This is a genomic window from Bacillus sp. NEAU-242-2 (genome assembly GCF_027853835.1).
Classification (GTDB): Bacteria; Bacillota; Bacilli; order Bacillales; family Bacillaceae; genus Bacillus; species Bacillus velezensis.
In genome coordinates this window covers 306,889-333,291 of record NZ_JAPNNY010000003.1, presented here as the reverse complement: position 1 = coordinate 333,291, position 26,403 = coordinate 306,889, and the positions used below count along the sequence as shown (strand labels likewise).

Below are 26,403 nucleotides of genomic sequence, written 5' to 3'. Positions count from 1 at the left end.
ATCAAAACGGATAATCATTATCCATGAGACGGTCTGCATATGACCGTAAACAAGGGTGGTACCGCGGAGAGCAAAGCCTTTTCGCCCCTTTTGGCTATCGCATGAAATGCTTGGCTGAATGTGGGTGGGAAGGCTTTTTTATTTGCGTCAGCCGGCGCTGCGTTTTATGAATTGGATTTTAGAAGGGAACATTGAAAAGGAGGAACTGAAAATGGGCACAAATGTACAGGCGGATTCTTTGTCTGCCGATTGTACAAAAACAATGAACGGGGCTCTGATGCTGATTGAATCATTAAAGAAAGAAAATGTCGAGATGATCTTCGGCTATCCGGGGGGAGCCGTCCTTCCGATTTACGATAAACTGTATCAATCAGGATTGGTTCACATCCTGCCCCGCCACGAGCAAGGCGCGATCCATGCGGCAGAAGGGTATGCGAGAGTCTCCGGAAAGCCGGGGGTTGTGATTGCTACCTCCGGACCCGGAGCGACAAATTTAGTTACCGGTCTTGCGGATGCGATGATTGATTCACTGCCGCTCGTAGTGTTTACCGGTCAGGTGGCCACTTCGGTCATCGGCAGCGACGCTTTCCAGGAAGCCGACATTTTAGGAATTACGATGCCGATTACGAAACACAGCTACCAAGTCCGCCGTCCGGAAGATCTCCCTCGTGTGATTAAAGAGGCGTTCCATATCGCCACGACGGGAAGACCGGGCCCGGTATTAATTGATATACCGAAGGATGTCGCAGCATTTGAAGGAGAATTCAGATATGATCACGAGATCAATCTTCCGGGTTATCAGCCGGTAAAAGAGCCTAACTATCTGCAGATCCGAAAGCTCGTGGAAGCTGTCAGCAGTGCGAAAAAGCCGGTTATTTTAGCCGGAGCGGGTGTTTTGCACGGTAAAGCTTCAGAAGATTTAAAAAATTATGCCGAACAGCAGCAAATTCCGGTAGCGCACACGCTTCTCGGTCTGGGCGGTTTCCCGGCAGACCATCCTCTTTTTCTGGGAATGGCGGGGATGCACGGCACATACACAGCGAATATGGCGCTTTATCACTGTGACTTGCTGATCAGCATAGGAGCGCGGTTCGATGACCGCGTGACCGGAAATCTGAAGCATTTTGCAAAATCGGCCAAAGTAGCGCATATCGATATTGATCCTGCTGAAATCGGAAAAATTATTGAAACGCAGATTCCGGTGGTCGGCGACAGTAAAATCGTCCTTCAGGAATTATTGAAACAAAACGGAAAACAGGGACAGACAGAGGAATGGAAACAGCAGCTTTCAGAATGGAAAGAAGAATATCCGCTTTGGTATACAGACAACAGAGAAGAGGGCTTGAAACCCCAAAAGCTGATTGAGTATATTCACCAATTCACAAACGGTGAGGCGATTGTGGCGACGGATGTCGGCCAGCACCAGATGTGGGCGGCTCAGTTTTATCCTTTCCGAAAGGCTGATAAGTGGGTTACCTCGGGGGGACTCGGCACAATGGGCTTCGGCCTTCCGGCGGCTATCGGTGCGCAGCTGGCCGATCGTAACGCCACGGTCGTTGCCATCCTCGGAGACGGCGGTTTTCAGATGACCCTTCAGGAATTAGATGTCATCCGGCAGCTGAATCTTCCTGTCAAAGTGGTTATCTTGAACAACGAATGTCTGGGCATGGTCAGACAGTGGCAGGAAATCTTCTATGAAGAACGCTATTCTGAATCCAAATTCTCGGCGCAGCCTGACTTTGTCAAATTGTCAGAAGCCTACGGCATTAAAGGCGTCCGGATTTCATCGGAAGAAGAGGCGGAAGAAGAGCTTAAAAAGGCGCTTTCATCAAAAGAACCGGCCGTTATTGACGTCCGGGTCGCCAAAAGCGAGAAAGTATTCCCGATGATTGCGCCGGGTAAAGGACTTCATGAAATGGTGGGGGTGAAACCTTGAAACGCATTATCACATTAACGGTGGTCAACCGCTCGGGGGTATTAAACCGGATCACCGGCCTGTTTACAAAAAGACACTATAATATCGAAAGCATCACTGTAGGCCACACGGAAACAAGCGGTGTTTCAAGGATTACATTTGTCGTCCATGTGGAAGGCGAAAATGACGTAGAGCAGCTGACAAAGCAGCTTAACAAACAAATTGACGTCCTGAAAGTGACGGATATTACAAACCAATCGATTGTACAGCGTGAGCTGGCATTAATCAAAGTTGTTTCCGCACCGTCGGCCAGAACGGAAATCAATGGAATCATTGAGCCGTTCAGAGCTTCCGTCGTTGATGTCTCAAGAGACAGCATCGTCGTTCAGGTTACCGGCGAATCTAATAAAATCGAAGCGCTCATAGAGCTTCTCAAACCTTACGGAATTAAAGAAATCGCGAGAACGGGCACAACGGCTTTTGCGAGGGGAACCCAGCAGAAGGCGTCATCCAATAAAACAATTTCAATTGTATAACACAAAAAAGGGAGAGATTAAAATGGTAAAAGTATATTATAACGGTGATATCAAAGAGAACGTATTGGCAGGTAAAAAAGTAGCGATTATCGGTTACGGTTCACAAGGTCATGCACACGCGCTGAACTTAAAAGAAAGCGGTATTGATGTCATTGTCGGCGTCAGACAAGGTAAATCATTTACACAGGCCCAAGAAGACGGTCATCAAGTCTTTTCGGTAAGAGAAGCGGCTGCCCAGGCTGATATCATTATGGTTCTTCTTCCGGATGAACAGCAGCAAAAAGTATATGAAGCTGAAATCAAAGATGAATTGACGGCGGGCAAGTCATTGGTATTCGCACACGGATTTAACGTCCATTTCCATCAGATCGTGCCTCCTGCTGATGTGGATGTATTCCTTGTCGCCCCTAAAGGACCGGGACACCTTGTCAGAAGAACATATGAACAAGGCGCGGGCGTACCGGCATTGTTTGCCATCTACCAGGATGTATCAGGCGAAGCGAAAGATACGGCTCTTGCTTATGCAAAAGGAATCGGCGGAGCGCGTGCGGGGGTTCTTGAAACAACATTTAAAGAAGAAACGGAAACGGATTTGTTCGGTGAGCAGGCTGTTCTGTGCGGAGGTTTAACGGCGCTTGTCAAAGCGGGTTTTGAAACGCTGACAGAAGCCGGCTACCAGCCTGAACTCGCATACTTCGAGTGTCTGCACGAACTGAAGCTGATCGTAGACTTGATGTATGAAGAAGGATTGGCGGGCATGAGATACTCTATCTCCGATACGGCTCAATGGGGAGACTTTGTATCAGGACCGCGCGTAGTCGATGCGAAGGTAAAAGAATCGATGAAACAAGTATTAACGGATATTCAAAACGGTACATTCGCAAAAGAATGGATCGTGGAAAACCAAGTGAACCGTCCTCGTTTCAATGCGATCAATGCAAGCGAAAACGAGCATCAGATTGAAAAGGTCGGCAGACAGCTTCGTGAAATGATGCCGTTTGTCAAACAAGGCAAGAAGAAGGAAGCGGTGGTCTCCGTTGCGCAAAATTAATGTTTTCGACACGACCCTTCGTGACGGTGAACAATCTCCCGGGGTCAACCTCAATTCCCGGGAGAAACTGGCGATAGCCAAGCAGCTTGAAAGACTCGGGGTGGACATTATTGAAGCGGGATTTCCCGCTTCATCCCGAGGTGATTTTTTAGCCGTGCAGGAAATCGCAAGAACGATTAAAAATTGTTCGGTAACAGGGCTTGCCCGATCTGTCAAAGGTGATATCGACGCAGCCTGGGAAGCGCTGAAAGACGGGGCCAGCCCGCGCATTCACATCTTTATCGCCACCTCTGACATTCATCTGAAGCATAAGCTGAAAATGACGCGGGAAGAGGTTAAGAAAAAAGCGGTTGAAATGGTGAAGTATGCAAAAGAACGCTTTCCGATCGTTCAATGGTCGGCAGAAGACGCATGCCGCACCGAACTTCCGTTTCTGGCTGAAATCGTGGAAAAAGTGATTGATGCCGGCGCGAGCGTCATCAACCTGCCGGACACTGTAGGTTACCTGACGCCGGCTGAATACGGAAACATCTTTAAATATATGAAGGAACACGTTCCGAATATCAGCCGGGTAAAGCTCTCAGCCCATTGCCACGATGATCTCGGAATGGCGGTTGCCAACTCACTTTCGGCAATTGAGAACGGCGCTGATCAAATTGAATGCGCCATTAACGGCATAGGAGAAAGAGCCGGGAACGCCGCGCTAGAGGAAATCGCCGTTGCGCTTCATGTCAGAAATGACGCGCATCAAGCCGATTCATCTCTCAATCTTCATGAATTGAAGCGGACGAGTGATCTTGTCAGCAAACTGACGGGCATGGCCGTTCCCCGCAATAAAGCAATCGTCGGAGATAACGCTTTCGCACATGAATCCGGCATTCACCAAGACGGTTTCCTGAAAGAAAAATCAACATATGAAATCATTTCACCGGAACTTGTCGGCGTGACTGCTGATGCGCTCGTACTCGGAAAGCATTCCGGACGCCATGCGTTCAAAGACCGCCTGAATGCGCTTGGATTCCAGTTTGATAGTGAGGAAATCAATAAATTTTTTACGATGTTTAAAGAACTGACCGAAAAGAAAAAAGAAATCACCGATGATGACTTGATTTCTCTTATTTTAGAAGAAAAAGTGACGGACAAAAAAATCGGCTATGAATTTTTGTCTCTGCAAGTGCATTACGGGACGTCTCAGGTGCCGACTGCAACAGTCTCTTTGAAAAATCAGGAAAACGAACAGCTGATGCAAGAGGCCGCAACGGGGGCGGGCAGCGTAGAAGCCGTTTATAATACGCTCGGGCGCTGCATCGATAAAAATATTGAACTGACAGACTACCGCATCCAATCCAACCGGAAAGGCGAAGACGCGCTGGCTCAAGTTTACGTCAGAGTGACCGTGAACGGAAAAGAAACATCAGGGCGGGGAATCGCGCAGGATGTTCTGGAAGCTTCTGCTAAAGCTTATCTGAACGCCGTGAACCGGCAGTTGGTGCTGGATTGCAATTTAGACGGATTAAAGAGACAGACTGCGGTCGGCTCGTAATAGAAAGGAGAACGTTTGATTTGAAAAAACGCATTGCTTTGCTTCCCGGTGACGGAATCGGACCGGAAGTGGCGGAATCAGCGGCAGATGTATTGAAAAGCGTTGCCGAACAATTCGGACATGAATTTGAATTTGAAAACGGACTGATCGGGGGAGCGGCCATTGACGCCCATCAAAACCCCCTTCCTGAGGAGACGGTGGCTCTTTGTGAAAGATCCGACGCCATCCTGCTCGGGGCAGTCGGCGGACCGAAATGGGACCAAAATCCTCCGGAGCTCAGACCGGAAAAAGGCCTGCTCGGCATCAGAAAAAAACTCGGCCTGTTTGCCAATCTGCGTCCCGTGACCGTATTTGAAAGCTTGTCTGAGGCGTCTCCGCTGAAAAAAGAATATATCAGCGGCGTCGACTTTGTAATCGTCAGGGAACTGACGGGCGGCCTCTACTTCGGAGAACCGAGCAGGCAGTATGTCAATGAAGCGGGAGAAAAGGAAGCGGTCGATACCCTTTTTTATAAGAAAGAAGAAATCGCACGCGTTGTCAGAGAAGCCTTTAAGATGGCTGCCGGCAGAAAAGGAAAAGTGACGTCCGTTGATAAGGCGAATGTGCTTTCTTCAAGCAGACTGTGGCGTGAAACGGCAGATGAAATCGCAAAAGAATTTCCTGATGTGACGCTTGAACATATGCTTGTCGATAATGCCGCGATGCAGCTCATCTACGCTCCGAGCCAGTTTGACGTCATCGTAACTGAGAATATGTTCGGCGATATTTTAAGCGATGAAGCCTCCATGCTGACAGGCTCGCTCGGCATGCTGCCGTCAGCCAGTTTATCAAGTTCAGGTCTTCACTTGTTTGAACCCGTGCATGGATCTGCGCCTGACATCGCCGGTAAAGGGATGGCCAATCCGTTTGCGGCGATTTTATCAGCGGCGATGCTTTTGAGAACATCTTTCGGACTTGAAAACGAAGCGCAGGCGGTGGAAAAAGCGGTCGCAAAGGTGCTTGCAGACGGCAGCCGTACACGTGATATCGCCCGGGACGGCCAATATGCCGGAACGCATGACATTACTGAAAAAGTAAAAGCCGCATTAGCCGGCTCGAATACAAAATCTATAGTATGACGCTTTAAAGCGGTCTTAGTTCATAGGTAGAGGGAGGAAACAAAGATGATGCCTCGAACAATCATCGAAAAGATTTGGGATCGGCATGTTGTAAAAAGCGGTGAAGGAAAACCCGACCTTCTCTATATTGATCTGCACCTCATTCATGAGGTGACGTCTCCTCAGGCGTTTGAAGGGTTAAGGCAGAAGGGAAGAAAGGTCAGACGGCCGCAGAACACATTCGCGACGATGGACCACAATATTCCGACCGTCAACCGTTTTGACATTAAAGATGAAGTCGCAAAGCGCCAAGTAACCGCGCTTGAACGGAATTGCGAGGAGTTCGGCGTCCGTCTTGCGGATCTTCACAGCGCAGACCAGGGGATCGTTCATGTAGTCGGGCCTGAGCTTGGTCTGACACTTCCGGGAAAAACGATCGTTTGCGGAGACAGCCATACATCGACTCACGGCGCGTTCGGAGCGCTTGCCTTCGGTATCGGCACAAGTGAGGTGGAACATGTTCTTTCCACACAGACATTATGGCAGCAACGGCCGAAAACGCTTGAAATCCGCGTTGACGGAACGCTCCAAAAAGGAGTGACAGCGAAGGATGTCATCTTGTCGGTCATCGGAAAATACGGGGTGAAATTCGGTACCGGATATGTCATTGAATACACCGGGGAAGTATTCAGAAACATGTCTATGGACGAACGCATGACCGTCTGCAATATGTCAATAGAAGCGGGAGCACGGGCGGGACTGATCGCTCCAGATGACACGACGATTGAATACTGTAAAAACCGTAAATACGCGCCAAAAGGCGAGGAATTTGAAAAAGCCGCCGCAGAATGGAAAGCGTTAAAAACCGATCCGGGCGCCGTATACGATCATTCCATCGTGTTAGACGGCAGCGAGATTTCTCCAATGGTAACATGGGGCGTCAATCCCGGCATGGTTCTTCCGGTCGATGCCCAAATACCGGCGCCGGAAACGATTGATTCTGAAGACGGTAAAAAAGAAGCCATCCGCGCGTACGAATACATGGGAATTTCACCGAATCAAAAAATTGAAGATATTAAAGTCGAGCATGTGTTTATCGGCTCCTGTACAAATTCGCGGATGACCGATCTTCGCCAGGCTGCGGATATGATCAAAGGCCGAAAAGTCGCCGACAGCGTCAGAGCCATTGTGGTGCCGGGTTCTCAAAGCGTGAAACAGCAGGCCGAGGAAGAAGGGCTGCACCGCGTGTTTCTCGAGGCCGGCTTTGAATGGAGAGAATCAGGCTGCAGCATGTGCCTCAGTATGAATAATGATGTCGTGCCTGAAGGGGAACGATGCGCTTCCACTTCCAACCGCAACTTCGAAGGCAGACAGGGAAAAGGCGCGAGAACACACCTTGTCAGCCCGGCGATGGCGGCAATGGCGGCCATTCACGGGCATTTCGTCGATGTAAGAAAGTTTTATCAAGAAAAAACAGTTGTGTAAGGAGTGCGCGAAAAGATGGAACCTTTAAAAACGCATACGGGAAAAGCGGCCGTCTTAAACCGGATCAACGTCGATACGGACCAGATTATTCCGAAACAGTTTTTGAAAAGAATTGAAAGAACCGGATACGGCAGATTCGCGTTTTTTGATTGGAGATACCTTGAGAACGGTGAGCCTGACCCTGAATTTGAATTAAACCGTAAAGTCTATGAAGGCGCGTCCATATTAATTGCCGGAGAGAATTTCGGCTGCGGATCATCCCGTGAACACGCTCCTTGGGCGTTGGATGATTACGGCTTCAAAATCATCATTGCTCCGTCATTTGCCGATATTTTTCATCAAAACTGTTTTAAAAACGGTATGCTTCCCATCCGTATGCCGTATGATCAGTGGAAAAAACTCGCCGGCCAATATGAAAATCAGTCTCTTAACATGACGGTTGATTTGGAAAACCAGCTCATTCATGACAGTGAAGGAAAAGAGATTTCATTTGAAGTCGATCCTCACTGGAAGGAAATGCTGATTAACGGTTATGATGAAATTTCATTAACGCTTCTGCTGGAGGACGACATTCAGCAGTTTGAATCGAAAAGGAGTTCATGGCTTCAAGCCTGAAAAAAGCTGCCCGGCATCTGTCCGGCAGCTTTTTTTACCGTGTGCATCATCCTTTCTTGTGTTTCATGACGCGTGTTGATACACTTGAACAAAATAGCGCCTGAAAGGAAATAAAGTATGACGCATGACAAGAAAAAAGCTGATATCATTCCTTTCCCCCGTCTGAAAGAACGCTTGGTTGATAAAGGGATGGCCGCCATGAAGGATAAACAGTATGAGGAGGCCCTCGAACTGTTTTCAGAGGCGGTAAGCCACGGCGATACCGAGTCCGACGTACATTTAGGCATGGCGATTTGTTTTCTGGAACTCGGGGAATTGGAAGAAGCAAAACAAGTTTGCGAGAAAATGCTGAATGAAGGGTACGGCCATTATTTCACCGTGCTGCAGGTGTACATGACCATTTTAATTCAGCTGAAACAATATGAAGAAGTCAAAAGCACAATTGAAGCTGTGCTGGAAGAAAACCAGCTGCCCGCAGAAAGTGCGGAGCAATTCTACCGGCTGCTCGAATTCAGCCGCAAAATGACCGATCCCGATCAGCAGGATGAGGCGTGGGAGGAGGAATACGAGGACATTCTTGATGCGGAAAAAGTGCTGAACAGCCCCGCTGAACAAATGAATCTGATTCATTCTCTTAAAGACCGCAATATTGCAAAATACACGGGTCTCTTAAAAACAATTCTTCAAGATCCGGGCGCGCATCCGCTTATCAAGACGATGATTTTGACGCTGATGGCGGAGCATGACTACAGCAAGCCGGTTCATATTACAAAATTCGGCGATTCAATGACCGCGGTTCCGAGTGAAACGGTTCAGCCTGATGCAGCTCCGATTTTGCATCGCGTTCTTCGGGTGCTTGATGAAACGCTCGGCAATGAAAACCCTACATTATACGCTGCCGTCGAGGAGCTGTGGAGAAGGCATCTGTACGTCCTGCACCCTTTTATGCCGAAGTTTTTGAACGCGGATTTATGGGCGGCTGCGCTTCATAAGGTCGGTTACGAGATGCACGGCATTGACATTGAGCCGGAGGAACTTCATATGATGTACGAGTTTGACAGCCGCGAACTCGAAGAAGCCTGCACGATGATTAAGGATATTGAAGAAATTTCTTATTTGTAAATCACACCATATAGTTGAAAGCGGTAGGCGTTATGTTATAATATAGTGGTTGTATTTATGTATAGCGGTTTAACTGAAATGAGAATTACGGTTGGACAGGCTGCCAGTTCATTACATAATGATTCTGATTCAAAGCGGTTTTTTCTTTGACAAAGCCGCGGATTGCTTTAGAATGGAAGACCGACACAACCTGAATAGATTTTTGGAGGGAAACACATGTCTGTAAAATGGGAAAAACAAGAAGGCAACGAAGGCGTATTAACGGTTGAAGTTGATGCGGATACGTTCAAAACAGCTCTTGATGATGCATTTAAAAAAGTAGTAAAACAGGTTTCTATTCCTGGATTCCGCAAAGGGAAAGTTCCCCGCGGTTTATTCGAACAGCGTTTCGGCGTTGAAGCTCTTTACCAGGATGCTTTAGATATTTTACTTCCTGTAGAATACCCTAAAGCGGTTGAAGAAGCCGGCATTGAGCCTGTAGACCGCCCTGAAATCGATGTTGAAAAAATCGAAAAAGGCGAAAGCTTAATTTTCACTGCAAAAGTGACTGTAAAACCGGAAGTGAAACTTGGCGATTACAAAGGCTTAGGAATCGAAAAAGATGACACTGCTGTTACTGACGAAGATGTACAAAACGAACTTAAAGCGCTTCAAGAGCGTCAGGCTGAGCTTGTCGTGAAAGAAGAAGGCGCTGTTGAAAACGGCGATACAGTCGTTCTTGACTTCGAAGGTTTCGTTGACGGCGAAGCGTTTGAAGGCGGAAAAGCTGAGAACTACTCACTTGAAGTAGGATCAGGTTCATTCATCCCGGGCTTCGAAGAGCAGTTAACAGGCCTTGAAGCAGGCGCTGAAAAGGATGTTGAAGTAACATTCCCTGAAGAGTACCACGCTGAAGAGCTTGCCGGAAAACCAGCTGTTTTCAAAGTGAAAATTCATGAAATCAAAGCGAAAGAGCTTCCTGAGCTTAACGACGAATTCGCAAAAGACATTGACGAAGAAGTTGAAACGCTTGCTGAATTAACTGAGAAAACAAAAAAACGCCTTGAAGAAGCAAAAGAAAACGAAGCTGACGCTAAATTGCGTGAAGAGCTTGTTCTGAAAGCATCTGAAAATGCTGAAGCTGATGTTCCTCAAGCGATGATCGACACTGAGCTTGACCGCATGCTGAAAGAATTCGAACAGCGTCTGCAAATGCAAGGCATGAACCTTGAGCTTTACACTCAATTCTCAGGCCAAGACGAAAACGCGTTAAAAGAGCAAATGAAAGAAGATGCCGCAAAACGCGTAAAATCAAACCTGACTCTTGAAGCGATCGCTCAAGCAGAAAACCTTGAAGTAACGGACGAAGAAGTTGAAGCTGAGCTGACTAAAATGGCTGAAGCTTACAACATGCCGGTTGAAAACATCAAGCAGGCAATCGGTTCAACTGACGCGATGAAAGAAGATTTAAAAGTTCGAAAAGCAATTGATTTTCTTGTAGAAAACCGTTAATATGGTTCATAATAATAGACATAATAAAACAGGGCGCGATTAATTCGTGCCTTGTTTTGTACAATTATGATATAACTCTTTTTCTTGGGGCAAGATAGTCATTGCCGGGCTGTTTTTCGTCATACATATAGAATGTGCAAGTGCGAAACACATTGTTACCGTCTTACTGGAAAGTATGGTAAAATGCAATACATACTCGATCGTAGCAAGAACCGTTTTCTTTTGCCCTTCAGGTAAAAGAAAAAGTGAGACAAGATTAAGGGGTGAAAGAATGTTTAAATTCAACGAGGAAAAAGGACAATTGAAATGCTCGTTCTGCGGAAAAACGCAAGATCAGGTTCGTAAGCTGGTTGCAGGACCGGGTGTATATATATGCGACGAATGTATTGAGCTCTGTACAGAAATCGTAGAGGAAGAGCTTGGTACGGAAGAAGAAGTCGAATTTAAAGACGTTCCGAAGCCGCAGGAAATCCGTGAGATTCTGAATGAATATGTCATCGGACAGGATCAGGCGAAGAAATCACTTGCGGTTGCGGTATACAACCATTACAAACGCATCAATTCCAACAGTAAAGTGGATGATGTTGAGCTTTCTAAAAGTAATATTTCTTTAATCGGACCGACTGGAAGCGGGAAAACACTTCTTGCCCAGACGCTTGCGCGTATTCTGAACGTTCCGTTTGCGATCGCGGACGCTACATCTCTGACTGAAGCCGGATATGTCGGTGAGGACGTAGAAAACATCCTCCTCAAGCTGATTCAGGCAGCAGACTATGATGTGGAAAAAGCAGAAAAAGGCATTATTTATATCGATGAAATCGATAAAGTAGCGCGGAAATCTGAAAACCCGTCCATTACACGCGACGTATCAGGCGAAGGCGTTCAGCAGGCGCTGCTGAAAATTCTTGAAGGAACGGTTGCAAGCGTGCCGCCTCAAGGAGGACGCAAACATCCTCATCAGGAATTCATCCAGATCGATACGACGAACATTCTGTTCATTTGCGGCGGTGCATTTGACGGCATTGAACAAATCATCAAACGCCGTCTCGGACAAAAAGTCATCGGCTTCGGCTCAGATAATAAAGCGGCAGACCTGGAAAAAGAAGAACTGCTTTCTAAAGTTCTCCCGGAAGACTTGCTCCGTTTCGGTCTGATTCCTGAATTCATCGGCCGTCTTCCTGTCATTGCAAGCCTTGAGCAGCTTGACGAAACGGCACTGGTTGAAATTCTGACTAAACCGAAAAACGCACTCGTCAAACAATACAAGAAAATGTTAGAACTTGATGATGTCGAGCTTGAATTTGAAGGCGAGGCATTATCTGAAATTGCGAAAAAAGCGATCGAGCGTAAAACAGGCGCACGCGGCCTGCGTTCTATCATTGAAGGCATCATGCTTGACGTCATGTTTGATCTGCCGTCCCGCGATGATATTGAAAAATGTGTCATTACCGGAGCGACAGTCGCAGACGGTGAAGCGCCGCGTCTTGTATTAAAAGACGGCACTGTTGTCGGCCAAGATAAAACATCAGCATAACACGACAAAACCTCCTGACCCGATTTGATCAGGAGGTTTTTTTCTTGTCCTGACCCTTCTGAAAATGTTTATTCCGGGCTTTGCTGGGAGATACTAGCGGACAGAGGAATGAATTGGATACATAAATCGTTTTTTCAGGAGGGACCAGTATGAGTTGGACAGGGATCGCATTATTTGTACAGCTGTTTTTCGGGATAGTCATCGGACTATATTTTTGGAATCTGCTCAAAAACCAGCGAACACAAAAAGTGACGATAGATAAAGAATCAAAAAAGGAAATGGAACAGCTGCGCAAAATGCGCGCCATCAGTTTATCAGAACCTTTATCAGAAAAGGTGCGGCCGAAAAGCTTTCAGGACATTGTCGGCCAGGAAGACGGAATTAAAGCGTTAAAAGCAGCGCTTTGCGGACCGAACCCGCAGCACGTCATTATTTACGGTCCTCCGGGAGTCGGTAAAACGGCTGCGGCGCGGCTGGTATTGGAAGAAGCGAAAAAACATAAACAGTCACCGTTTCAAAAGCAGGCTGTTTTTGTTGAACTTGATGCGACGACCGCGCGGTTTGATGAACGGGGGATTGCCGATCCGCTTATCGGTTCAGTGCATGATCCGATTTATCAGGGAGCGGGTGCGATGGGCCAGGCGGGCATTCCGCAGCCGAAACAGGGGGCTGTGACTCATGCGCACGGCGGGGTATTGTTTATTGATGAAATCGGCGAGCTTCACCCGATTCAGATGAATAAAATGCTGAAGGTGCTTGAAGATCGAAAAGTATTTTTAGACAGTGCGTATTACAGTGAAGAAAATACGCAAATACCGAATCACATCCATGATATTTTTCAAAATGGGCTTCCGGCAGATTTCCGTTTGATCGGAGCGACAACGAGAATGCCGACTGAAATTCCGCCGGCCATCCGTTCGCGCTGTCTTGAAGTATTTTTCCGCGAGCTGGAAAAGGATGAACTTAAAATCGTTGCGAAGAAAGCAGCCGACAAAATTCAGAAAGAGATTTCTGATGAAGCTCTCAGCGTGCTGACCGCATATACGAGAAACGGACGTGAAGCCGTCAATATGATCCAGATCGCCGCCGGCATGGCGGTGACTGAGGACAGAAAAGAAATCACGACAGAAGATATAGAATGGGTTGTTCATTCCAGTCAGCTCACACCTAAAAATGAGCAGAAAATCGCCGATGAACCGCAAGTCGGCATCGTGAACGGACTCGCCGTCTACGGGCCGAACAGCGGCGCATTGCTGGAAATCGAAGTGAATGTCACACCGGCGCAGGACAAAGGAAGCCTGAATATCACGGGAATTGCAGAGGAAGAAAGCATCGGCAGCCAATCGAAGTCGATCCGCCGCAAAAGCATGGCGAAGGGATCTGTGGAAAATGTTCTGACGGTTCTCCGCACAATGGGCATCAAACCTTCAGACTATGACATTCACGTCAATTTTCCGGGCGGAGGCCCGATTGACGGACCTTCAGCAGGTATCGCGATGGCCGCGGGGATTTTTTCCGCGATTCACCGCATCCCGATCGACCATACGGTGGCGATGACGGGAGAAATCAGCCTGACGGGGCTTGTCAAACCGATCGGCGGCGTCATTCCGAAAATTAAAGCCGCAAAACAGGCCGGAGCAAAAACGGTCATTATCCCATATGAAAATCAGCAGTCCATTCTGAAACGAATAGACGGAATCACCATTAAAGCGGTAAAAACGTTTCAGGAAGTGCTTGACGTCATATTGGTTGACCCTCCTTCAGAACAAAAACCGTTTGATATCCAAATGAATAAAGAATCTGTATAAACCCCATTTTTATAATGGGGTTTTTTTATGGAGGACATCTTTTCCTTTTTCAGAACAGAAAGAAAGGGTATACTACGAAGAGACTGTTTTATATACAGGGCAGGCGGATAAGCCGATTAAAGCCCGATCCCGGAATTGTACAACGATGAAAAAGTTGTATTATAATGGTTCATACTAAAGTCACGGAGGTGTCAGTCACATGGCAGAAGATACAAAACGCAGCATCCCGCTCCTCCCTTTAAGAGGCTTATTGGTATACCCGACAATGGTTTTACATTTAGATGTAGGCCGTGACAAGTCGGTTCAGGCTCTTGAACAGGCAATGATGCATGATCATATGATTTTTTTAGCCACTCAGCAGGATATTTCGATAGACGAACCGGGTGAAGAGGATATTTTCGCCGTCGGCACTTATACAAAAATTAAACAGATGCTGAAGCTGCCCAACGGTACGATCAGAGTGCTTGTAGAAGGAATTCAGCGGGCGCAGATCCTTGAATACACCGAACTCGAAGATTATACTTCGGTCGATATACAGCTGATGCATGAGGATGATTCAAAAGACGTGGAAGACGAAGCGCTTATGCGGACGCTGCTGGACCATTTTGACCAGTACATAAAAATTTCTAAAAAAATTTCCGCAGAAACGTATGCGGCTGTGACTGATATTGAAGAGCCCGGCAGAATGGCGGATATCGTCGCTTCTCATCTCCCGCTGAAATTAAAGGACAAGCAGGACATTTTAGAAACGGCGGATATTAAAGAACGTCTGAATAAGGTCATTCGTTCCATTCATAATGAAAAAGAAGTGCTGGAGATTGAGAAAAAAATCGGTCAGCGCGTCAAACGTTCGATGGAACGCACTCAAAAGGAATACTATTTGCGTGAACAGATGAAAGCCATTCAGAAGGAGCTTGGCGACAAAGAAGGAAAAACCGGCGAAGTTCAGTCGCTCACGGAAAAGATAGAAGAAGCAGGCATGCCTGAGCGTGTCAAAGAAACGGCGCTTAAGGAATTAAGCCGTTACGAAAAAGTGCCGTCAAGCTCAGCGGAAAGCTCTGTTATCCGCAACTATATCGACTGGCTCATCGCCCTTCCGTGGTCGGATGAAACAGAAGATAAACTTGATATTAAAAAAGCCGGGGAAATCTTAGATAAAGAGCATCACGGCTTAGAGAAAGTGAAAGAGCGGATTTTGGAGTATTTGGCCGTGAAACAGCTGACGAAAACGCTGAAAGGGCCGATTCTTTGTCTCGCCGGACCTCCGGGAGTCGGTAAAACATCTCTTGCAAAATCAATCAGTACGAGCATGGGACGCCGTTTTGTGAGAATTTCACTGGGCGGAGTGCGCGATGAGTCTGAAATCCGCGGGCACCGGCGCACATACGTCGGGGCGATGCCGGGCCGGATTATCCAGGGAATGAAAAAAGCCGGCAAACAAAATCCGGTCTTTCTCCTCGACGAGATCGACAAAATGTCGTCTGATTTCAGAGGCGATCCGTCTTCGGCGATGCTTGAGGTGCTGGATCCGGAACAAAACAGCACATTCAGCGACCACTATATTGAAGAGACGTTCGATTTATCGAAAGTGCTGTTTATCGCGACTGCGAATAACCTTGCTTCCATCCCGGGCCCTCTCAGAGACAGAATGGAGATTATCAGCCTGTCAGGCTACACTGAAAACGAAAAGCTGGAGATCGTGAAAGACCACCTGCTTCCGAAACAAATCAAAGAGCACGGCCTCACAAAGAGCAGCCTGCAGATTCGGGATCAGGCGATTACGGACATCATCCGCTACTATACGAGGGAAGCCGGCGTGAGAACGCTTGAACGCCAGATTGCCGCCATTTGCCGAAAGGCTGCGAAAGCCATTGTGTCTGAGGAGAGAAAACGCATTACGGTTACAGAGAAAAATCTGGCCGACTATCTCGGAAAACGGATATTCAGATACGGACAGGCGGAAACCGAAGATCAAATCGGGGTTGTCACGGGGCTCGCGTATACGACGGTCGGCGGAGATACGCTGTCAATCGAAGTGTCATTGTCACCGGGAAAAGGAAAGCTGATTCTGACCGGGAAGCTTGGAGATGTCATGCGGGAATCAGCGCAGGCCGCTTTCAGTTATGTCCGTTCGAAAGCGGAACAGTTCGGAATCGACCCGAAATTCCATGAGAAGTATGACATTCATATCCATGTCCCTGAAGGAGCGGTGCCGAAAGACGGCCCTTCTGCCGGAATTACGATGGCCACGGCGCTCGTTTCAGCATTAACGGACCGTGCGGTAAAACGCGAAGTCGGTATGACGGGAGAAATCACGCTGCGGGGCCGCGTGCTTCCGATCGGCGGACTGAAAGAAAAGGCGCTCGGCGCGCACAGAGCGGGCCTGACCACGATTATTGCCCCTAAAGATAACGAAAAAGATATAGAGGATATTCCAGAAAGCGTCAGAGAAGGACTGAAGTTTATATTCGTTTCTCACCTGGATGACGTTTTGGAACATGCCTTAGTAGGAGAGAAGAAATGAAAGTCACAAAGTCAGAAATCGTGATCAGCGCGGTCAAACCTGAGCAGTACCCAGATGGGGGGCTTCCGGAAATCGCGCTGGCGGGAAGATCAAATGTAGGAAAGTCATCTTTTATCAATTCATTAATCAATCGGAAAAACTTGGCCAGAACGTCATCAAAACCGGGGAAAACACAGACTTTAAACTTTTACATCATCAATGATGAATTGCATTTTGTCGACGTTCCCGGGTACGGATTTGCGAAAGTTTCCAAAAGCGAGCGTGAAGCATGGGGGAGAATGATTGAAACCTATATGACGACCCGCGAAGAGCTGAAAGCCTGCGTGCAGATTGTCGACCTCAGGCACGCGCCGTCTGCTGAAGACGTGAACATGTATGAATTCCTGAAGTATTACGGCATTCCCGTCATCGTTATCGCGACAAAAGCGGATAAGATTCCAAAAGGAAAATGGGACAAGCACTTAAAGGTTGTCAAACAGACGCTTGATATGGATCCTGAAGATGAGCTGATTTTATTTTCCTCTGAAACGAAAAAAGGCAAAGATGAAGCATGGGGAGCCATTAAAAAAATGATCAGCCGGTAATGAAAAACCCAAAACGCAGTGCGTTTTGGGTTTTATCGTATAGTTTTGTTCCGCTTGATAAACAATAATAAAAGGCTGATTCCGATGAAAACATACGGCCAGTATGTTTTGAAGTGTTCCGTCGGAATATGGACGGACTCCAGCCACGCCGTAATTTGTTTAAAGAAGTATAAAAAGAGGGAAAAACCAATCATGGCAGCCGCTTCGTATACATATTCTTTTCTGGCAGCCGCAAATAAGGAGAATCCGAAGACGAAGAGAATCATTTCAAAATCTCCCGGCCACCATGAGAGCTCAGGTTTGGCGAAAAAGTGTAAACCTATGCCGAAAAGAAGCATGCCGATCAGGACGTGAGGCCCGGCCGCTTCCTTTTTGCCCTGATACAAGAGCACGGCCCCCAAGAGCATAAGGAGCACCGGCCATTCCCCCTGATTCGCAAACAGGTGAACCTGTCCGCTCTGAAGCCATGCGAATAATGAAGCGGCAAGCAGAAGTCCCGGTAATAAAATTGATGTTTTTTTCATCCTGTCACCTACCCGCAGTAAAGGATTTTTAGTATGATGATTACAGTGGAAACGAGCTTTTTATACTATAGCATAACATTTTTGAAATCTGTTCACATTTTCCCGAAGAAACTATGTTATAATTATTATAAATAATAAATTCTATGTTAGAATGATTATAAATAAATTGCGATGTACGGGGGTGCATGAAAGCGATGCATATTCTTGTTGTGGGAGTAGATTATAAATCCGCCCCTATTGAAATACGCGAAAAAATAAGTTTTCAGCCGGATGAGCTTGCAGAAGCGATGCTCCGTTTAAAAGAAGAAAAAAGCGTTCTTGAAAACATTATCGTGTCAACCTGCAACCGCACCGAAATATATGCGGTGGTCGACCAGCTTCATACCGGCCGTTATTATATAAAGACATTTTTATCCGAATGGTTCTCGCTGCCGAAAGAAGAGCTGTCTCCGTTTCTGAAATTTTATGAGAGCGACGCGGCGATCGAGCATTTATTCCGTGTGGCGTGCGGTTTGGATTCCATGGTCATAGGAGAGACGCAAATACTCGGCCAGGTCCGCTCGAGCTTTAAAACGGCGCAGGCAGAAAAGACGATCGGCACCATTTTCAATGAGCTGTTTAAACAGGCGGTGACCGTCGGCAAACGCACACATGCCGAAACCGATATCGGCGCCAATGCCGTTTCCGTCAGTTACGCCGCCGTTGAACTCGCGAAAAAAATCTTCGGCTCATTGTCAAATAAGCACATTTTGATTCTCGGTGCGGGAAAAATGGGCGAGCTCGCCGCAGAAAACCTGCACGGTCAGGGTATCGGCAAAGTAACGGTCATCAACAGAACGTTTTTGAAGGCAAAAGCGCTTGCTGACCGTTTCTCCGGAGAAGCGCGCAGCTTAAACCAGCTTGAACATGCACTTGCTGAAGCTGATATTTTAATCAGTTCGACAGGCGCAAGTGATTTCGTCGTGTCTAAAGAGATGATGGAGAGAGCGGGCAGACAGCGGAAAGGCCGTCCGTTATTTATGGTGGATATCGCTGTGCCGAGAGACCTCGATCCGGCGCTGAATGATCTTGAAGGTGTTTTTCTGTACGATATTGATGACCTTGAAGGAATCGTTGAAGCCAACTTACAAGAACGCCGCGAAACCGCTGAAAAAGTCGAGCTGTTTATTGAAGCGGCAATTGTTGAGTTTAAGCAGTGGCTTAATACGCTCGGGGTCGTGCCGGTCATTTCGGCGCTGCGTGAAAAGGCGCTGTCCATCCAGTCCGATACGATGCAGAGCATTGAGCGCAAGCTGCCTCATCTGACGGTAAGAGAGAAAAAACTTCTCAGCAAACATACGAAAAGCATCATTAATCAAATGCTGCGCGACCCGATTCTGAAAGCGAAAGAGCTTGCGGCTGAAGCGGATTCAGATGAAAAGCTGAAGCTGTTTATGCAGATTTTCGATATTGAGGAAGAGGCCGGCCGCCAGCTGGACAAAAGCCTGGATAACCGCCAGACGGTTCATTCGTTTCAAAAGGCAGAAGCAAAAACGGGCTTACGTCCGCTTGTAAGTGAGTGAGGGCTGTATGATTGATACAGCAATGGCAAGACTTAATGAAGCGACAATTGTTATTTATGCAGTAAGCGTCCTTTTTTACTTTATAGATTTTCTTCAACACAACCGGAAGGCTGGAAAAATAGCCTTCTGGTTGCTTTCTATTGTCTGGACTCTGCAAACCGTCTATCTTTCTTATTTCATGTGGCAGACGGGCAGATTTCCGGTCTTGAATATTACAGAGGCCCTTTACTTTTATGCGTGGGTGCTTGTCACGCTTTCACTTGTGGTCACGCAGATTCTTCGGGTTGATTTTATCGTGTTTTTCACGAATGTCATCGGTTTCTCGATGATTGCGATCCATACGTTTTCACCGACGGATCAGCATTCGGCCGCCTTTTCCGGCCAGCTGGTCTCAGAGCTTTTGGTCATTCATATTACAATGGCGATTCTGTCTTACGGCGCTTTTTCCCTTTCTTTTGTCTTTTCGCTTCTTTATCAGTTTCAATATTCTTTATTAAAGAAGAAAAAATGGGGAAAATGGCTGTTGAGAATTGAAGATTTGTCAAAACTTGATTATATGGCTTACGTTTTAAATGTCATCGGGGTTCCGATGCTGCTGTTGAGCCTGATATTAGGCGTGATCTGGGCGTATGTGTCGCTGGAAACGCTGTACTGGTTTGATTCAAAAGTGCTCGGCTCGTTTATTGTGCTGCTTTTATACAGCTACTATTTATATATCAGAATGATTAAGGAACTGCAGGGAAAAGTGGCGGCGTTATGGAATTCAGCATGTTTTCTCGTGCTGATGATTAATTACTTCCTGCTCGGAAGCCTGTCACAATTCCATTGGTTCAGTTAACGCACGCGCCCAAACAGATTCGGGAGGAAAGAAAATGAGAACGATTAAGGTAGGTTCCAGACGGAGCAAACTGGCTATGACCCAGACAAAATGGGTGATTAACAAACTGAAGGAATTGAATCCTTCCTATGACTTTGAAATCCGGGAGATTGTCACAAAAGGCGACCGCATCCTCGATGTTACACTGTCAAAAGTGGGCGGCAAAGGTTTGTTTGTCAAAGAGATTGAACAGGCGCTGCTGCATCAGGAGATTGATATGGCGGTTCACAGCATGAAAGACATGCCCGCCGTTTTGCCTGAGGGTCTTGTCATAGGCTGCATACCGAAACGTGAGGATCCGCGTGATGCGCTCATTTCAAAAGGGCATCAAAAGCTGGACGGCATAAAAGAAGGGGGCATCATCGGCACCAGCAGTTTAAGAAGAAGCGCCCAGATTCTTGCTGAACGCCCTGACCTTACAATTAAGTGGATCAGAGGCAATATCGATACGAGACTTCAAAAGCTTGAAACGGAAGATTACGATGCTATTATTTTAGCGGCTGCGGGGCTTTCGAGAATGGGCTGGAAAGATGATGTCGTATCTGAATTCCTCGAACCGGACCGCTGTCTGCCTGCGGTCGGCCAAGGCGCTCTTGCCATTGAATGCAGAGAGTCGGATGAAGAGCTTTTGAAGCTGTTTGCGCAATTTACCGATGAGTATACGCAGCGCACGGTGGCAGCCGAACGGGCTTTCTTACACGCGATGGAAGGCGGCTGCCAAGTGCCGATAGCCGGGTATGCGTCCGTCAATGACCGGGATGAGGTTGAATTGGTCGGTCTTGTCGCGTCTCCGGACGGAAAGACGATTTATAAAGAAACAGCGGCGGGACATGATCCGGAAGAAATCGGGAAACGCTGTGCGGCGATGATGTCTGAAAAAGGAGCCAAAGCACTAATCGACAGCGTGAAACAGGAGCTCGAACAGGATGGCAAATGACCTTCCTTTACAAGGAAAGACCGTGCTCGTCACCCGGAACAAAAGACAGGCAGCACCGTTCCGAAAAAAAGTGGAGGCGCTCGGCGGAACGGCTGTTTCCGCCTCTCTGATCGCTTTTCAGGAAGCGCTCCCGGATGAATGTGCGGACAGTCTGCGGGAAGACCTTTCTGAACCGGGCTGGCTTGTGTTTACAAGCGTAAACGGTGTCCGGTTCTTTTTTTCCTACCTTGATCAGCATGGCCTTGCGCTTCCGGGACGGAAAAAAATCGCAGCCGTCGGTGAAAAGACTGCGCGCGCCCTGAAAGAGCGGGGAGCCCGGACGGATGCGATGCCTGACGAGTATGTGGCGGAATGTCTGGCTGATACTTTAAAACGGCACGCATCAGCTGCCGAACCCATTTCAGTGATAAAGGGCAATTTATCACGCGATGTCATAAAAGCGGAGCTTGAGCCGCTTGGCTATCAAATAAGGGAATGGGTGTTATACAATACCATTCAGGATGAAAAAGGCATGGACGAGCTGAGACGGGCTGCATCCCGCTCTCATTTTGATTTTATTACGTTTACCAGCTCATCGGCGGTGCATACGTTTATGCACGCGGTCGGAGACGGAGAAAAAGCGTGGGAAAACAGCGGTGCGAGCTATATCAGCATCGGCCCTTTGACAGAGAAAGCGCTCTTGGAATACGGGATCTCATCCCATGTGCCTGACACCTATACGATTGAAGGCATGCTGGACGTCATGTGCAGCATGTCGGGAAAGGATAGATAATGATGAATCAAACATTTAACAGACACCGCCGTTTGCGCGCGAACGCTGCGATGAGAGATTTAGTAAAAGAAACACGTCTTCACCCTTCAGATTTTATTTACCCGTTATTTGTCGTTGAAGGACTCGAAGGAAAAAAAGAAGTTCCTTCCATGCCGGGGGTTTATCATGTATCACTCGATTTGTTAAAGGATGAAATGGCTGAGCTGATATCGCTCGGCATTAAGTCGGTCATCGTTTTCGGCGTGCCGGAAGAAAAAGACGCCTGCGGAACCCAGGCTTTTCACGACCACGGCATTGTGCAGAAAGGGATTGCTGAGATTAAAAAGCATTATCCTGAAATGATCGTCATCGCTGATACATGTCTTTGTGAATACACGGATCACGGCCATTGCGGCGTCGTGAAAGACGGAGTAATCCTGAATGACGAGTCGCTTGAACTGCTGGCGCAGACAGCCGTCAGCCAGGCTAAAGCCGGCGCTGACATCATCGCTCCTTCAAATATGATGGACGGTTTTGTCACAGTGATCAGGGAAGCGCTCGACAAAGAAGGATTCACGAATGTTCCGATCATGTCTTATGCCGTGAAATATTCAAGTGAATTTTACGGTCCGTTCCGCGACGCGGCTGACAGCACGCCGCAGTTCGGTGACCGAAAAACATATCAGATGGATCCGGCCAACCGCCTGGAAGCGCTACGTGAGGCTGAATCAGACGCGGCAGAAGGCGCTGACTTTTTAATCGTCAAACCGTCTATGTCATACTTAGATATTATGCGTGATGTGAAAAACCGCCATCACCTGCCGCTGGTCGCATATAATGTGAGCGGGGAGTATTCCATGGTGAAAGCGGCAGCCCAAAACGGCTGGATTAAAGAAAAAGAAATGGTGCTGGAAATTTTAACGGGCATGAAACGTGCAGGAGCCGATCTGATTATGACGTATCATGCAAAAGACGCAGCAAAATGGCTTGCTGAGTAACGATTTCATTTGACGGGAGCTGAGGCAGATGAGAAGCTATGAAAAATCAAAAGCCGCTTTTAAAGAAGCGCAGAAACTGATGCCGGGCGGAGTGAACAGCCCGGTGCGCGCGTTTAAATCAGTTGATATGGACCCGATCTTTATGCAGCGCGGAAAAGGATCGAAAATTTTTGATATTGACGGCAATGAATATATCGACTACGTCCTGAGCTGGGGGCCGCTCATTTTGGGTCACACGAACGACCGGGTCGTTGAAAGCCTGAAAAAAGTAGCCGAGAACGGGACAAGTTTCGGGGCATCCACTGAAGTGGAAAACGAACTGGCCAAATTGGTCATTGACCGTGTGCCGTCTGTTGAAATCGTGCGGATGGTCAGCTCCGGCACAGAGGCGACAATGAGCGCCCTGCGTCTGGCAAGAGGATATACCGGCCGCAACAAAATTTTGAAATTTGAAGGCTGTTACCACGGCCATGGTGATTCGCTGCTGATCAAAGCGGGATCCGGAGTGGCGACACTCGGCCTGCCGGACAGCCCGGGCGTGCCGGAAGGAATAGCGATGAATACGATTACCGTTCCATACAACGACTTGGAAAGCGTTGCACTCGCATTCCGGGAGTACGGTGAAGATATTGCCGGGGTCATTGTTGAACCGGTAGCGGGCAATATGGGCGTTGTTCCGCCGCAGGAAGGCTTTTTACAAGGACTTCGCGACATTACGGAACAGTATGGCGCGCTGCTCATTTTTGATGAGGTCATGACCGGTTTTCGCGTGGACTATAACTGTGCGCAAGGATATTTCGGCGTGACGCCTGATTTAACGTGTCTCGGCAAAGTCATCGGCGGCGGTCTTCCTGTCGGTGCGTATGGCGGCAAAGCCGAAATCATGGAACGAATCGCGCCGAGCGGTCCGATCTACCAGGCGGGAACATTGTCAGGAAATCCGCTTGCCATGACAGCGGGACTTGAGACGTTACAGCAGCTCACACCTGAATCTTACCAAGAATTTGTGAAAAAAGGCGATATGCTTGAAGAAGGCATTTCAAAAGCAGCTGCAGCACATGGCATTCCGCACACGTTTAACCGGGCGGGGTCAATGATCGGCTTCTTTTTCACCAATGAGCCTGTCATTAACTATGAATCAGCCAAATCTTCTGATTTAAAGCTGTTCGCCAAGTATTATAAAGGGATGGCCGACGCAGGCGTATTTCTGCCGCCGTCTCAATTTGAAGGATTGTTTCTCTCCACTGCGCATACAATGGAGGATATTGAAAATACCATTCAAGCCGCTGAGAAAGTGTTCCAGGCGATCAGCCGCTGATACCGAAAAGCCGATGCAAGCAAGACTTGTATCGGCTTTTTTCAATGCTTCCATTATCATATTTTCCCGGATTGCGGCATACACCTTTAGTGACATCTAATTGTATGGATTAGATGAAAGGAGGATATGAACTTGCCGCATAATCACCGATTGCAATTTTCTGTTGAAGAATCAATCTGTTTCCAAAAAGGACAGGAAGTTTCTGAATTACTTTCGATTTCATTAGACCCTGACATCAGGGTGCAGGAAGTAAATGATTATGTCTCAATTAAAGGATCATTAGAACTTACTGGCGAGTACAACATAGATCACAGCAGTCATTTTGAAGAGCTTAATAGTGAGCTGAGGCATGTAGAGGAAGTGAGGGCGAGGGAGGATGGCACGGCCGAGCTCATTCATTGTTTCCCGGTGGACATCACGATTCCGAAAAATAAAGTGAGCCACCTCAATGATGTTTTCGTATTTATTGATGCCTTTGATTATCAGCTGACGGATTCAAGGATCTTAACCATTCAAGCTGATTTGGCAATTGAAGGGCTGCTTGAGGAATCCGAGCCAAAAGAGCCGGAGATCCCTTTGTACGTGGCGCCTGAATTTGCCAGAGAAGAAATGATCAATCTTGCCGGACATCATTCAGAGGACGAAAATGAACCAGAATTAATGATACGCCATGAGCCTGAAATACCTTTGACTGTATCAGAAGAAGCAGCACAAGAAACTGAGAAAAACGAGGAAGAAATCCCGCCTTTACTCAGGCAGCAGGAAGAAGAGCAGAAAGCAGCTCCGATTCTGAGGGAGCGGGAAGAAGAGCAGGAAGCAGCCCCGATTCTGAGGGAGCGGGGAGAAGAAGAGCAGGAAGCAGCCCCGATTCTGAGGGAGCAGGAAGAAGAGCAGGAAGCAGCTCCGATTCTGAGGGAGCGGAAGGAAGAAGAGCAGAAAACAGCCCCGATTCTGAGGGAGCGGGAAGAAGAAGAGCAGGAAGCAGCCCCGATTCTGAGGGAGCGGGAAGAAGAAGAGCAGGAAGCAGCCCCGATTCTGAGGGAGCGGGAAGAAGAGCAGGAAACTGCCCCGATTTTGAGTGAGCAAGAAGAAGAGCAGGAAGCAGTCCCGATTCTGAGGGAGCAGGAAGAAGAGCAGGAAGCAGTCCCGATTCTGGGGGAGTGGGAAGAAGAGCAGGAAGCAGCCCCGATTATGAGGGAGCGGGAAGAAGAGCAGGAAGCAGTCCCGATTCTGAGGGAGCAGGAAGAAGAGCAGGAAACTGCCCCGATTCTGAGGGAGCAAGAAGAGGTGCCGAAACCTGTTTCCTTTACTGAGCCTCCTCCTCCCGTTTCCTTTCAGCACGAAGAAGAACCGGAAGAAGCTGAGGAGCCTGCAATCATGTCAGCCGTGAGGAATGAACCCGTATTTGAGGATGATTCAGCAGAAGCGCAGGAAGAGCCAAAAGATGATATCGAACCGGTTTTCCCTGCATTCACTCTGACTCCGCATGCAGAAAAAACAAAAATTGCGGAACAGCCCTTCCTTCAAAAAGAAGAACAGCCAGAGGCCGAGCCGCTTCTCCGTCAGAGCGATCATAAGGCGGCAGAAGACGAAGATGAGCCTGCGGTTTTTCAAGAAGAGCAGGCGCCCGTTTATCGTGAGTTCGTTCCGGAACGGCAGGAAGAGGAGTTTTACAGCGCTCCTAAGCTGCTTGAAGAAGAGGCTCATGATGAAGAAGGGTTTGAAATTGAGGTAAGGAAGATGGCGCCGCCGGAGGAGGAAACCGGGAAGCCTCTCGATTTGTCTTTTCAGTTTTCCAAACTGCCGCCGGAGGAGCCGGCGCAAGCGGAACAGCCTGAGCCGCTTAAGCCTGAAAGAAAGAATGAAGAAGCGGCACCGGGAACCGAGCAGAAGGAAAATGACAACTCTCATTACTTGACAAAATTATTTACAAGGGAAGAAGAAAAGTTTTCAAGAATGAAAATTTGTATCGTGCAGCAGCAAGATACAATCGACCGGGTGTGTGAACGATATGACATTACATCCCAGCAGCTCATCCGAACGAATGCTTTATCGTTTGATGACGAGCTTGAGGAAGGTCAGCTTCTGTATATACCTGAATATAATAACAGCCATGTGTAAGCACAAAGAG

At 47.7% G+C, this 26,403-nt stretch carries 21 protein-coding genes and 1 other annotated feature (1 of these 22 only partly in view); of the genes, 20 read left to right on the top strand and 1 reads right to left on the bottom strand.

Features of this window, described 5'->3' with window-relative positions; all coding sequences use genetic code 11:
• Positions 1-92 (top strand) — a binding site (T-box leader); it begins 160 nt to the left of the window's first position.
• Positions 93-211: 119 nt separating this feature from the next.
• From ilvB to yihA, 13 genes are all read left to right on the top strand, one after another.
• Positions 212-1,936, top strand: coding sequence for an acetolactate synthase large subunit (gene ilvB, locus OWN49_RS11835; protein ID WP_062623543.1), 1,725 nt, complete (start codon positions 212-214; stop codon positions 1,934-1,936).
• The gene (ilvN, locus tag OWN49_RS11830; RefSeq protein WP_003152598.1) at positions 1,933-2,451 is read left to right on the top strand and encodes an acetolactate synthase small subunit; all 519 of its coding nucleotides are present in this window, start codon (positions 1,933-1,935) and stop codon (positions 2,449-2,451) included. Before ilvB ends, ilvN begins: the two co-directional genes overlap by 4 nt.
• Positions 2,452-2,473: 22 nt before the next feature.
• The gene (ilvC, locus tag OWN49_RS11825; protein WP_007408142.1) at positions 2,474-3,502 is read left to right on the top strand and encodes a ketol-acid reductoisomerase; all 1,029 of its coding nucleotides are present in this window, start codon (positions 2,474-2,476) and stop codon (positions 3,500-3,502) included.
• On the top strand, positions 3,489-5,045 hold the full coding sequence (locus OWN49_RS11820; protein ID WP_146284271.1) for a 2-isopropylmalate synthase: 1,557 nt from the start codon (positions 3,489-3,491) through the stop codon (positions 5,043-5,045). The genes ilvC and OWN49_RS11820 overlap by 14 nt, the downstream gene beginning before the upstream one ends.
• 20 nt (positions 5,046-5,065) lie before the next feature.
• Entirely contained in the window at positions 5,066-6,163 is a 1,098-nt protein-coding gene (gene leuB, locus OWN49_RS11815) for a 3-isopropylmalate dehydrogenase (RefSeq protein ID WP_003152604.1), read from the top strand.
• A gap of 45 nt (positions 6,164-6,208) precedes the next feature.
• A complete protein-coding gene (gene leuC, locus OWN49_RS11810) occupies positions 6,209-7,627 on the top strand; it encodes a 3-isopropylmalate dehydratase large subunit (protein WP_007408145.1) in 1,419 nt (472 codons plus the stop codon).
• Between the two features lie 15 nt (positions 7,628-7,642).
• Positions 7,643-8,242, top strand: a complete 600-nt coding sequence (leuD, locus tag OWN49_RS11805; protein WP_007408146.1) for a 3-isopropylmalate dehydratase small subunit — start codon at positions 7,643-7,645, stop codon at positions 8,240-8,242.
• 117 nt (positions 8,243-8,359) lie between these two features.
• Complete coding sequence (ddcA, locus tag OWN49_RS11800; protein WP_070082174.1) at positions 8,360-9,364, top strand: DNA damage checkpoint antagonist DdcA; 1,005 nt, start codon at positions 8,360-8,362, stop codon at positions 9,362-9,364.
• A 216-nt stretch (positions 9,365-9,580) separates the two neighbouring features.
• Positions 9,581-10,855, top strand: a complete 1,275-nt coding sequence (gene tig / locus OWN49_RS11795) for a trigger factor (RefSeq protein ID WP_003152618.1) — start codon at positions 9,581-9,583, stop codon at positions 10,853-10,855.
• 271 nt (positions 10,856-11,126) lie between these two features.
• Positions 11,127-12,389 (top strand): ATP-dependent protease ATP-binding subunit ClpX, encoded by a 1,263-nt coding sequence (gene clpX / locus OWN49_RS11790; protein WP_003152620.1) that lies wholly within the window; start codon positions 11,127-11,129, stop codon positions 12,387-12,389.
• Between the two features lie 149 nt (positions 12,390-12,538).
• Positions 12,539-14,197: an ATP-dependent protease LonB gene (gene lonB, locus OWN49_RS11785; RefSeq protein ID WP_003152622.1), complete on the top strand. Its 1,659-nt coding sequence runs from the start codon at positions 12,539-12,541 to the stop codon at positions 14,195-14,197.
• Positions 14,198-14,396: 199 nt separating this feature from the next.
• Positions 14,397-16,721: an endopeptidase La gene (gene lon, locus OWN49_RS11780; protein ID WP_052827698.1), complete on the top strand. Its 2,325-nt coding sequence runs from the start codon at positions 14,397-14,399 to the stop codon at positions 16,719-16,721.
• Positions 16,718-17,305, top strand: a complete 588-nt coding sequence (gene yihA / locus OWN49_RS11775; protein WP_003152626.1) for a ribosome biogenesis GTP-binding protein YihA/YsxC — start codon at positions 16,718-16,720, stop codon at positions 17,303-17,305. The genes lon and yihA overlap by 4 nt, the downstream gene beginning before the upstream one ends.
• 32 nt (positions 17,306-17,337) lie before the next feature.
• Here the strand turns inward: yihA and OWN49_RS11770 are convergent, their stop codons facing one another.
• Complete coding sequence (locus OWN49_RS11770) at positions 17,338-17,829, bottom strand: hypothetical protein (RefSeq protein ID WP_014305520.1); 492 nt, start codon at positions 17,827-17,829, stop codon at positions 17,338-17,340.
• A gap of 194 nt (positions 17,830-18,023) precedes the next feature.
• Here OWN49_RS11770 and hemA point away from each other — a divergent pair, with 194 nt between their 5' ends.
• The 7 genes from hemA (at position 18,024) to OWN49_RS11735 (ending at position 26,393) form a co-directional block, all read left to right on the top strand.
• Positions 18,024-19,391 (top strand): glutamyl-tRNA reductase, encoded by a 1,368-nt coding sequence (hemA, locus tag OWN49_RS11765; protein WP_003152628.1) that lies wholly within the window; start codon positions 18,024-18,026, stop codon positions 19,389-19,391.
• Between the two features lie 7 nt (positions 19,392-19,398).
• Positions 19,399-20,229, top strand: coding sequence for a cytochrome c biogenesis protein (locus tag OWN49_RS11760; RefSeq protein WP_003152629.1), 831 nt, complete (start codon positions 19,399-19,401; stop codon positions 20,227-20,229).
• 34 nt (positions 20,230-20,263) lie between these two features.
• Entirely contained in the window at positions 20,264-21,205 is a 942-nt protein-coding gene (hemC, locus tag OWN49_RS11755) for a hydroxymethylbilane synthase (protein WP_003152630.1), read from the top strand.
• Positions 21,195-21,977, top strand: coding sequence for a uroporphyrinogen-III synthase (locus OWN49_RS11750; RefSeq protein WP_176283448.1), 783 nt, complete (start codon positions 21,195-21,197; stop codon positions 21,975-21,977). The genes hemC and OWN49_RS11750 overlap by 11 nt, the downstream gene beginning before the upstream one ends.
• Positions 21,978-21,979: 2 nt before the next feature.
• Complete coding sequence (gene hemB / locus OWN49_RS11745; protein ID WP_094247687.1) at positions 21,980-22,954, top strand: porphobilinogen synthase; 975 nt, start codon at positions 21,980-21,982, stop codon at positions 22,952-22,954.
• 28 nt (positions 22,955-22,982) lie between these two features.
• On the top strand, positions 22,983-24,272 hold the full coding sequence (hemL, locus tag OWN49_RS11740) for a glutamate-1-semialdehyde 2,1-aminomutase (RefSeq protein WP_110085406.1): 1,290 nt from the start codon (positions 22,983-22,985) through the stop codon (positions 24,270-24,272).
• A 132-nt stretch (positions 24,273-24,404) separates the two neighbouring features.
• Positions 24,405-26,393: a LysM peptidoglycan-binding domain-containing protein gene (locus OWN49_RS11735; RefSeq protein WP_212102593.1), complete on the top strand. Its 1,989-nt coding sequence runs from the start codon at positions 24,405-24,407 to the stop codon at positions 26,391-26,393.
• Positions 26,394-26,403: the final 10 nt, after the last annotated feature.

Excerpts from the sequence above, each read along its gene's own strand:
- leuD (WP_007408146.1), top strand. The coding sequence starts at position 7,643 with ATGGAACCTTTAAAAACGCATACGGGAAAAGCGGCCGTCTTAAACCGG.
- OWN49_RS11760 (WP_003152629.1), top strand. The coding sequence starts at position 19,399 with ATGATTGATACAGCAATGGCAAGACTTAATGAAGCGACAATTGTTATT.
- lonB (WP_003152622.1), top strand. The coding sequence starts at position 12,539 with ATGAGTTGGACAGGGATCGCATTATTTGTACAGCTGTTTTTCGGGATA.
- clpX (WP_003152620.1), top strand. The coding sequence starts at position 11,127 with ATGTTTAAATTCAACGAGGAAAAAGGACAATTGAAATGCTCGTTCTGC.
- OWN49_RS11750 (WP_176283448.1), top strand. The coding sequence starts at position 21,195 with ATGGCAAATGACCTTCCTTTACAAGGAAAGACCGTGCTCGTCACCCGG.
- leuC (WP_007408145.1), top strand. The coding sequence starts at position 6,209 with ATGATGCCTCGAACAATCATCGAAAAGATTTGGGATCGGCATGTTGTA.
- hemB (WP_094247687.1), top strand. The coding sequence starts at position 21,980 with ATGAATCAAACATTTAACAGACACCGCCGTTTGCGCGCGAACGCTGCG.
- hemC (WP_003152630.1), top strand. The coding sequence starts at position 20,264 with ATGAGAACGATTAAGGTAGGTTCCAGACGGAGCAAACTGGCTATGACC.
- OWN49_RS11770 (WP_014305520.1), bottom strand. The coding sequence starts at position 17,829 with ATGAAAAAAACATCAATTTTATTACCGGGACTTCTGCTTGCCGCTTCA.
- yihA (WP_003152626.1), top strand. The coding sequence starts at position 16,718 with ATGAAAGTCACAAAGTCAGAAATCGTGATCAGCGCGGTCAAACCTGAG.
- hemA (WP_003152628.1), top strand. The coding sequence starts at position 18,024 with ATGCATATTCTTGTTGTGGGAGTAGATTATAAATCCGCCCCTATTGAA.
- ilvC (WP_007408142.1), top strand. The coding sequence starts at position 2,474 with ATGGTAAAAGTATATTATAACGGTGATATCAAAGAGAACGTATTGGCA.
- tig (WP_003152618.1), top strand. The coding sequence starts at position 9,581 with ATGTCTGTAAAATGGGAAAAACAAGAAGGCAACGAAGGCGTATTAACG.
- ddcA (WP_070082174.1), top strand. The coding sequence starts at position 8,360 with ATGACGCATGACAAGAAAAAAGCTGATATCATTCCTTTCCCCCGTCTG.
- ilvB (WP_062623543.1), top strand. The coding sequence starts at position 212 with ATGGGCACAAATGTACAGGCGGATTCTTTGTCTGCCGATTGTACAAAA.
- lon (WP_052827698.1), top strand. The coding sequence starts at position 14,397 with ATGGCAGAAGATACAAAACGCAGCATCCCGCTCCTCCCTTTAAGAGGC.
- hemL (WP_110085406.1), top strand. The coding sequence starts at position 22,983 with ATGAGAAGCTATGAAAAATCAAAAGCCGCTTTTAAAGAAGCGCAGAAA.